3 protein-coding genes are annotated in these 9,157 nt (G+C 63.2%); 2 read left to right on the plus strand and 1 reads right to left on the minus strand.

Going from position 1 to position 9,157, the window contains the following annotated elements:
- Positions 1-150: 150 nt before the first annotated feature.
- A complete protein-coding gene (locus HX801_RS26205; RefSeq protein ID WP_177022994.1) occupies positions 151-6,432 on the minus strand; it encodes a non-ribosomal peptide synthetase in 6,282 nt (2,093 codons plus the stop codon).
- A 486-nt stretch (positions 6,433-6,918) separates the two neighbouring features.
- Here HX801_RS26205 and HX801_RS26210 point away from each other — a divergent pair, with 486 nt between their 5' ends.
- Positions 6,919-7,713 (plus strand): helix-turn-helix transcriptional regulator, encoded by a 795-nt coding sequence (locus tag HX801_RS26210; protein WP_008430236.1) that lies wholly within the window; start codon positions 6,919-6,921, stop codon positions 7,711-7,713.
- Positions 7,713-9,157, plus strand: a 1,445-nt coding sequence (locus tag HX801_RS26215) for an efflux transporter outer membrane subunit (RefSeq protein WP_256344298.1), incomplete at its 3' end; no start/stop codon positions are given. The genes HX801_RS26210 and HX801_RS26215, both read left to right, overlap by 1 nt.

Below are 9,157 nucleotides of genomic sequence, written 5' to 3' on the forward strand. Positions count from 1 at the left end.
GGAGTGAGGGAACGCCGAGCCACAGCGAGGCGCCGACAGGCGGGGCAGAGCCCTTTGCTTACTTTGGGGCTTTTCCAAAGTGAGCCGCTGTAAGAGCGGAACCATAGGTGGCCGTTACCTAAATAACGGATATACACACCACACCACCACTCAAATCCTACGTCTACGCCCCAACTGCGGAATCCCCAAAGCAGGCACCACCTCCACCCGCTCCACCCGCTTCCCAACCACCCCCGCCAACCCCACCACCGTCGGCTGACTGAACAACGACCGGGCATCCACCTCCAACCCCGCCTTACGCATCCGCGCCACCACCCCCACGGCCAACAACGAATGCCCCCCCAACTCAAAGAAATGATCCTGACGCCCCACCCGATCCAGCTTCAGCACCTGCGCCCAAACCCCAGCAATCACCGTCTCCACCTCCCCCTGAGGCGGTTCATAGGCGCGACTCAACACCGCCTCCACCCCAGGCTCCGGCAACCCCTTGCGATCCAGCTTCCCCGCCGGATTAAGCGGCCACACCTCCACCCGCACAAACGCCGAAGGCACCATGTACTCAGGCAACCCCTCCACCATGTAACTGCGCAACGCCTCAAGCCCCGGCACCGCATCACGAACAGTGAAATACGCCACCAACCGCTCATCCCGAATCAACACCGCCACCTCGCGCAATGCAGGATGCGCCGCCAACCGTGCCTCAACCTCCCCCAGCTCCAGCCGCACCCCACGCAGCTTCACCTGAAAGTCATTGCGCCCCAGAAACTCCAGATTCCCGTCCGGCAAATACCGCACCAGATCCCCCGTGCGATACAACCGATCCCCCGCCACAAACGGGCTATCGATAAACCGCTCCGCCGTCATCTGCGCCAACCCCAGATACCCGCGAGCCACGCCCACCCCGCCGATATGCAACTGCCCACTGCACCCCAGCGGCACCGGCCGATCATGCTCATCCAATACGTAAAGCCGGGTATTACTGATGGCCCGCCCAATCGGCAACTGCACCCCCGGCACCGGCGCACCCGGCTCCAGCGTCCAGGCACTGCTGTCCACCGTCGCCTCGGTCGGTCCGTAGACGTTATGCAAGCGCACCTTGGGCAATCGCGCCTGAACCCCACGGGCCAAGGCCTCTGTCAGCTCCCCACCACCGCATAAAACGTCGGTAAGGCTGGTACAAAGCGCAGACTCCTCCAGCTCCAGAAACTGCTGCAACATCGCCGGCACAAACTTGATCACGCTGACCTGTTGCTCACGAATCACCTGCGCCAGGTACGCCGGTTCACGGTGCCCATCGGGACGCGCCAGGACCAGGCGCATGCCATTGGTCAGCGGCCAGAACAGCTCCCACACCGAACCGTCAAAACTGAACGGCGCCCGCTGCAACAACGCGCCACCCTCGGCATTCGGGCACAGTTGCGAGCCCCAGTGCATCAGGTTGCCCAGGCCCCGATGCTCGATCATCACGCCCTTGGGCGTGCCGGTGGAGCCGGAGGTGTACATCACGTACGCCAGGTTGCGCACGCTCAGCCCCGGCACTCGCGGGTTGCCTTCAGGCGCCTGCTGCCAGGCGCCGTGGTCGAGGTCGATCACCGGTATTGACACCTCCCCCGGCAAATCCCGGGTCGCGCCGTGTACCAGCAAGGCGACCGGCGCGCTGTCTTGCAGCATGTAGGCGAGACGCTCGCGAGGGTAGCCCGGGTCCAACGGTACATAGGCGCCCCCCGCCTTGAGGATGGCCAGCAAGCCCACCACCAGGTCCAACCCGCGCTCGACACACAAGGCCACCCGCGAATCCGGCTGCACGCCGCGCTCGCGCAGGTGATAGGCCAGGCGGTTGGCGCGCTCGTTGAGCTGGCGGTAAGTCAGTTGCTGCTCACCGGCCTGCACCGCCACCGCGTGAGGTGTGTGCCGGGCATGGGCTTCGAACAGGGCGTGGACGGTCTGGTCCACGGGGTAGTCGGTTTCGCTGGCGTTGAAGTCCACCAGTTGCTGTTGCAGTTCGGTCGCGGGCAGCACCTGCACATCGAACAGCGGCGCCTCGGGCGTCTCCACCAATCCCGCCAGCACCGTGCCAAGGTAGTCCAGCAGGCGCTGGGCACCGACCTTGCGGGGCGCCTTGGCCTTGAGCCGGAAACCGCTGGTCAGGTCGTCCACCGTCAGCATCAGTGGGTAGCTGAGGATGTCTTCGCTGCTCAGCAATTCGATGCCGGGCTGCAGCACCTCGAGTGCCTCGACCGAGACATGCCGGTAATTCAGCAGGCTGTTGAACAGCGGTGTGACGCCGCTGCAACGCTGGGCCAACGCCAGGGACGCTTGCTCGTGGGCGAGCAAGGCGCTGAGTTGCTGCTGCGTCTGCCTGATCGCCTCGCGCACCGTCACCCCGGCCAGGCGTACCCGCAGCGGCAAGGTGTTGATGAACATGCCCAGGGCACGGTCCGCGCCCTCACCGGCCTGCAGGCGTCCCAGCAGAACCGTACCGAACACCACATCGTCACGGCCCGAGACGCGACCCAGTACCTGGGCCCACGCCAGATGAAACAGGCTCGCCGCGCTGACACCCAAGGTGCGGGCCTGCTCGCGCAACAACTGGCCGAGTGCGTCGGGAAGCAGCACGTCGGCTTCCTCGGTGTCACGGCGATCCGCCTGGCGTTCCTGTAAACCGAAGGCCAGGGTCGGCTCGTCGACATCCGCCAGCCGCTCGCGAAAGAACGCTTCGTGCCCGGCCTCGCGTTCCGCTGACCGGGCCTGGGCGACCACGTTGCGATAGGGCACCGGCGCCGGCAATTGCTGTTGCTGGCCAAGCAGATGCGCCTGGATTTCCGCCATCAGTACTTGCGTCGATGTGGCGTCGTTCACCAGGTGATGGAAACGCAGCATGCCCACCCAACGGCGGTTCTGCCGGTCTTCGGCGTAATCCAGGGCCATCAGCGGCGCCTTGCGCAAGTCCAGTGGCCGCTGGCGTTCGCGCAGTTGTTCGAGGATTGAATCGCCCTGGAGGGCCACCGATTGCACGTCCAGAATCGCCTTGCGCCACACCACTTGCATCGGTTGTTCGAGGGCATCCCACGCCAGGCTGGTGCGCAGGATGTCATGGCGGTCGATCACCTGTTGCAGCGCCTGGGCGAACGCTTCCAGCTGTTCACGGCGGGCAAAGCTGAACATCGCGTGTTGCTGGTACGGATCGCGCTCGTCAGTGATGTGGTGATACAGCAGGCCTTCCTGCAACGGCGCCAGCGGGTAGATCTCCTGCACATTGGCGGCGCCACCGGGGATCGCGGCGACGATGCGTTCTATCGTCGGCGGGTCCAGTTCGGCCAGCGCCAGCAGGTCCGGAGTAATCAATTGGCAACCTGCCGGAACACGGTTGGCCGGCACCTCAAGCTCGGTGCCCTGGCCGACCGCTGCCGCCAGTGCGGCCAGGGTCGGCTGGCCGAACAGCACCTGCACGTCGGCCTGCAACCCGACCTGGCGCATGTGCTGCACCAACTGGACCGCCAACAGCGAATGGCCGCCCAACTCGAAGAAATGGTCATGCCGCCCCACCCGCTCGACGTGCAGTACATCGGCCCAGATCTGCGCCAGGGCGATTTCCGTAGGCCCTTCGGGGGCTTCGTAAATTCGACTGACAAATGCATCGGCACCGGGTGCCGGCAAGGCCTTGCGGTCGAGTTTGCCGTTGGCCGTCAGGGGCAACGCGTCCAGCTTTACGTAGGCCTGCGGCACCATGTAATCCGGCAAGCGTGACTTGAGATGGGCGCGAAGCGCTTCAATCGCAACCGGCGCGTGCTCGGTGAACCAGGCCAACAGCTGCCCCTCGCGTACCAGCACCACCGCTTCGGTGACCCCTTCATAACCCGCCAGGGCGGACTCGATTTCCCCCGGCTCGATACGCACGCCGCGAATTTTTACCTGGTCGTCGTTGCGGCCCAAATATTCAATATTCCCATCCGGCAGCCAACGCGCCAGGTCGCCGGTGCGGTACATGCGGCCTGGGTTGAATGGGTCATCAAGGAAGCGCTCTGCGGTCATGTCCGGGCGGTTCAAATAGCCCCGCGCCACGCCTTTCCCGCCGACGTACAACTCGCCTGCAGTACCGATGGGCACCGGCCGCTGTTGCTCATCCAGCAGGTAGACCGCGGCATTCGCGATGGGTTTGCCGATGTGCAGCGCCTGCCCGGCCTCAACGAGGCCCGAGGTGGCAACCACGGTGGCTTCAGTGGGACCGTAGTTGTTGATCACCGCGAAACTGCGCGCCTGGTTGAACTGGCGCAGGCGGTCGCCACCAATCAGCAGCGTGCGCAAAGTCGGGTGTTCGATATTCTGGCTGAACGCATACTCGGCCACCGGCGTGGGCAGGAAGCATACGTCCAGCGGTTGCGCGCGCCACCAGGCCAGCAGCGCGTCGATGTCTTCGGCGCCGTCGTGGGGCGGCGGCAAGTGCAAGGTCGCGCCCACGCACAGCGCTGGCCAGACCTCCCAGGCCATGGCGTCAAACCCGAAACCGGCAACGCTGGCGGTATGGCTGCCCGCGTGCAAATCGAAGGCCTGGCAATGCCAGTCCACCAGGTTGGCCACGGTGTGGTGCTCCACCATCACGCCCTTGGGCAGGCCGGTGGAGCCCGAGGTGTAGATCACATAAGCGAGGTTGGCGGGTGTCATCGCCACTTGCGGGTTGCGCGCCAACTGCGCCGTGGCGTGATCCAGATTGATGACCGGCACGCTCAATACCGGTAGACGCTCGAGCAAATCCGTCTGCGTCAGCACCGCCACCGGCGCGCTGTCATCGAGCAGGTAGTGCAGGCGCTCGGCAGGATGGGCCGGGTCCACCGGGACATAACAGGCGCCGGACTTGAGAATCCCCAGCAAGCCCACCAGCGTCTCCAGGCCGCGCCGGGCGACTATCGCCACACGGTCGTCGGGCTTTACCCCGAGCACCAATAGCTGCCGCGCCAGGGCATTGGCCCGTTGATTCAATTGGTCATACGTCAATCGCTGCCCCTGATACACCGCCGCCACCGCATGCGGGGTCACCGCGGCCTGGGCCTCGACACGCCCATGCAGGGTTTGCGCTGCGGGATAGGCCTGGGCGGTGGCGTTCCAGCGTTGCAACTGCGCGGTTTCCTCGGGCGTTATCAGCGAGAAGTCAGCCAGGGGCAGCGCGGTGTTTTCCAGCCCCTGCTCCAGCACATACACCAGGCGATCGGCCAGGGCCTGCACCTCGTGTGCCTGGAAATACGCCTCGTTGTAGACGCAGTGCAGGCACGCCGTGTCGTGGTAGCGATTGCTGCGCAAGTGAATCGCCAGCGGCAACGGCTCATGGTGGTTGGACACCTTGATCGCCCGGGCCGACGCCTGGCCGTAGCGAAATTCATGGTCGTCCTGCTCATAGGACACCGACAGGTCGAACAGTTGGCCGCGGTCGGCGCGCAGCAAACCCAGCTCGCGATTCATCTCGCTCAGCGGGAAACGCTGATGTCGGAAATCCTGCTGGAGCTGGTCGCGCACGCCACGCACCAGGGCGCTGAAAGGCAGGTCGTCGCTGAACTGCAAGCGCACGGCACTGACCTGGGTGAAAAGCCCCAGGGTCGAACGAAAGCGTGCATTGGAACGGTTGAGTATCGGCAGCCCCACCACCCACTCCTGGCGCTGGCCGGTGCGGCTGAAGTACAGGTACATCGCCGCCAATAACACATGGAACGCCGACGCCTGGTAATGGTTCGCCGCCCGCGCCATGCGATTGAGCAGCGCCGCCGGAAACGGTGCTACCAGGGTGTTGCTCGGCGCATCGCCCTTGGCCTGGTAACGGCGCGTCAGCAGCGGCTCTGGCAGCGCCTGGTATTTGTCCAGCCAGTAGCTGCGGTCCCGGGCGTAACGGGCCGACTCGCGATAGCGTTCATCGTTGTCGATGAAGTCGATATAGGACGGCGCCGACAGGTCCGGTTGTCGGCCCTGCTCCAGGGCGCTGTAGATCCCGGCAAGGGATTGCAGCATCTGGCCAAAGCCCCAGCCATCGAGAATCAGGTGGTGAGCCTGGGTGCCGAGGCGGTAATGCTGGTCATCGAGCTTGACCAAGAAGAAGCGGAACAACGGCTCGTCGACCAGCGCATAGGTTCGCGCCATCTGCGCCTGCAACAAGGCCTCGGCGGCCGCGCGGGGATCCGGCTGGCGCGAGACGTCATGCTGCGGCACCGATACCGCCATTGCCTCGGCAAACGCCTGCCGTGGCAAGCCATCGGCCGCCACTTGCAACACCGTACGCAATGCGTCGTGCTTGGCCACCAGGTGCTCGATGGCTCGCTGGATCAATGCGGGATTCACGGTGCCCGTGAGTTCGATATAACCCCCGATGTTGTACAGCGGCGAGTCACCGAGGCGCAGTTGGTCGAGCCAGATATCCCGCTGGGCGGCGGTCAGGGGGAAATACGTCATAAGATCCTTCTCATGTGAGGTGTCGATAAGGCGCACAACGCCCCATTGAGGCGAAATCAACGGGATTTAAGCATCGCCCCGGAGGGCCGTATGTCACCCGAAACCCGGACAGCCCGGGTACCGCGCCGGGGTTGGCTGATGGTTCAGTGCTGAAACGATTAAATGGATGTAGGAGATTGGCTACATCTGGCCGATGCCATATAGCCGGGCATGTCGAGAAAATTGAGTAAATATGTTTTATATCAACTAGTTAACAAACTCTAAAATCCTTTTACCCTGCAGCTTCAGCCTATATCCCTGTCGGAAATGACGAAATAATGGCGCGCTTTTTATGGCAGGTTGTGTCCCTCGTTTCCGCTACATACGTAGGACAAATCCACGTGGCTAAATGAAGCCTCGAGCACCGACCCAGGTTCAAGGAGAACGGGAGGCCTGCACACGTACGGGCAACCGTTGACGGTTTTCGACATCAAGGATGAGATGGCTATGAGTCTGACCAGCAGTATTCGGAATATGGAAAATCCGCATTTTTATTTCGAGTTGGGAGAGTTGATTTCAAGCACCGGCACTGAACACTTCGCAGCGAACATGCTGCAACTGGTCAACAAGCTGGTACCGGTTCACTTGGTGGACCTCAGTGAATGGACCCTCGACGAGCACCAGGCCTGCGTGCTCGATATCAAGTTACTTGGCAGCGACGGGTTGAAGCAGGACCTGCCGCCACCGCGCACCCTGCATCACCGCGACGATCATCCGCTGCTGAAAAAAATGCTCGGCATGAACGACCCGCTGTTGATCCAGATGAATGCCAAGGCCGACAGCACCCACACCCGCGGCACCTCCCATCAGTGCAACCTGGTATCGCGCCAGGCCAATCGGCGCTGCGTGATTTCGTTCTACCGGCCCCACACCCAACGCGCCTTTTCCCTGGCGCAGTTGTCGTTTCTCAAGAGCCTTTCGGAAACTTTGCTGCCGTTGATCGAGCGCCACGCGCAGATCAATCGACAGGCCCCGCCGGTAGCGCCCGAGCCCTCTAAAACTCCGTTGGAGCAGTCGCAATTGCAGCGCGAATTCTATAAACGCCTGTCACTCAGTGACATCACCTTATCGGCGCGGGAACAGGAGGTTTGCCTGGGGTTGTTGACCGGCGGAACCGTACCGCAGATGGCCGAGAAACTCAGCGTGAAAAACAGCTCCATCGAAACCTACCTCAAGCGCGCGGCGGCCAAACTGGGCGTGAGTGGCCGGCATGGCCTGGCCAAATGGATGGTTGGCGCGTGATGAAAAAACTGATGCTCGGCGTGGCGTGTGTGCTTGGCGGGTGTTCGTTGATCCCGGACTATCAGCGGCCCGAGGCACCGACCCCGGCGCACTTCCCGGTGTATAACGCGGACCGGGTGGGGCCATCGGCCTCCGGGCCTGACTGGCAACAGTTGTTCCGTGACCCGGTGATGCGGCAGTTGATTGGCCAGGCCCTGGTGAATAACCGTGACCTGCGGGTGGCGGCGCTGAATGTCGAAGCGTTCCAGGCGCAGTACCGCATCCAGCGTGCCGACCTGTTCCCGGCGGTGTCTGCCACGGGTGCCGAAAACCGCCAGAAAGTCCCGCGGCGCGCCACTACCACCGGCAAGTCTGCGATCACCTCTACCTATTCGGCGACATTGGGCGTCAGCGCCTACGAGCTGGATTTTTTCGGCCGTGTACGCAGCCTCAGTGAGCAGGCGATGCTGCAATACCTGGCCACTGAAGAAGCTCGGCGCAGCGCGCAACTGAGCCTGGTGGCCAACGTCGCCAACGCTTACCTGACCTGGCGCGCCGACCAGGAACTGCTGGCCCTGGCCCGGCAGACGCTGGCCTCGGACGAGCACAGCCTGCGTCTGACGTCGCGCAGTAAAACGGCGGGCAAGGCGACGTCGATTGATGTGATCCAGGCCCAGACCAGCGTCGAAAGTACCCGGGCAAGCATTGCGCGCTACCAGCGGCAGGTGGCCCAGGACCTCAACAGCCTGGCGTTGCTGGTGGGTGGGCCGGTGCCGGATTCTTTGCCGGCACAGCCGCTGTCCGACGACCTGGTAGCCCGGGTGCCGGCCGGGTTGCCGTCGGACCTGCTGCAACGGCGGCCGGATATTGTGCAGGCCGAGTATCAGCTTCAGGCGGCCAACGCGAATATTGGCGCGGCGCGGGCGGCGTTTTTTCCTTCGGTTACGCTGACGGCCAACGCGGGCACCTCGAGTAAGGATCTGTCGGGATTGTTCCAGGGGGGCTCGGGGAGTTGGGGGTTCCAGCCGCAGATCAATCTGCCGATCTTCAACGCGGGCAGCCTGCGGGCCAGCCTGGATTACGCGAAGATTCAGAAGAACATTTATGTCGCGCAGTATGAGAAGTCGATTCAGACCGCGTTCCAGGAAGTCTCGGACGGGCTGGCGGCGCGGCAAACGTATAACGAGCAACTGGCGGCGCAGCGGGATTTTGTTCGGGCCAACCAGACGTATTACGACCTGGCTCAGCACCGGTATCGCAGTGGGGTGGACAGTAATCTGGTGTTTCTGGATGCGCAGCGGTCGTTGTTCAGTTCGCAGCAGGCGTTGATTGTTGATCGGTTGGCGCAGTTGGTGGCGGAGGTGAATTTGTATACGGCGTTGGGTGGGGGGTGGGGGGGTGATTCTGCTGGGGGTGGGGGCATATCCGTTTCTTCGGTCACGGCGGCTTATGGTTCCGCTCTTAC

The sequence above is a fragment of the Pseudomonas sp. G1002 genome, assembly GCF_013385455.1.
Lineage (GTDB): Bacteria > Pseudomonadota > Gammaproteobacteria > Pseudomonadales > Pseudomonadaceae > Aquipseudomonas.